This is a genomic window from Mesorhizobium sp. M1A.T.Ca.IN.004.03.1.1, assembly GCF_003997555.1.
In the GTDB taxonomy this organism is placed as follows: Bacteria; Pseudomonadota; Alphaproteobacteria; order Rhizobiales; family Rhizobiaceae; genus Mesorhizobium.
The window spans coordinates 1-310 of sequence record NZ_RZTV01000145.1 but is presented as its reverse complement, the minus strand read 5'-3'; the positions used below and the strand labels follow the sequence as shown (position 1 = coordinate 310).

Annotated in this window: 1 protein-coding gene; it reads right to left on the bottom strand. The window is 57.7% G+C overall.

Annotated features, from left to right (window positions below; genetic code table 11):
* On the bottom strand, positions 1–310 hold a 310-nt coding region (locus EOD29_RS31080), incomplete at both ends, for an AAA family ATPase (RefSeq protein WP_164763909.1).

Below are 310 nucleotides of genomic sequence, written 5' to 3'. Positions count from 1 at the left end.
CTTTGGAGTATCGTGTTCGAACTCGTGCAGCTCGAGATTGCCGGGAATGAGATCGAGCCCCGGAAAATACGTCTGGCGAACGATGTCGGCTACGTCGCGGCGCGTTTCGTCATATTTGATGGCACCGTAAAGGGTCTCGTTTTCGCCGACGTCGAATTCGGGCTGATATCCGAGCATCGCCGACATCGATGCCTGTGGATCGAGATCGACGGCGAGCACGCGGTAGCCGCGAAGAGCCAGGAACTGCGCCAGGTGGATGGATGTCGTCGTCTTGCCGGAGCCACCTTTGAAATTGGTGACAGCGATCACC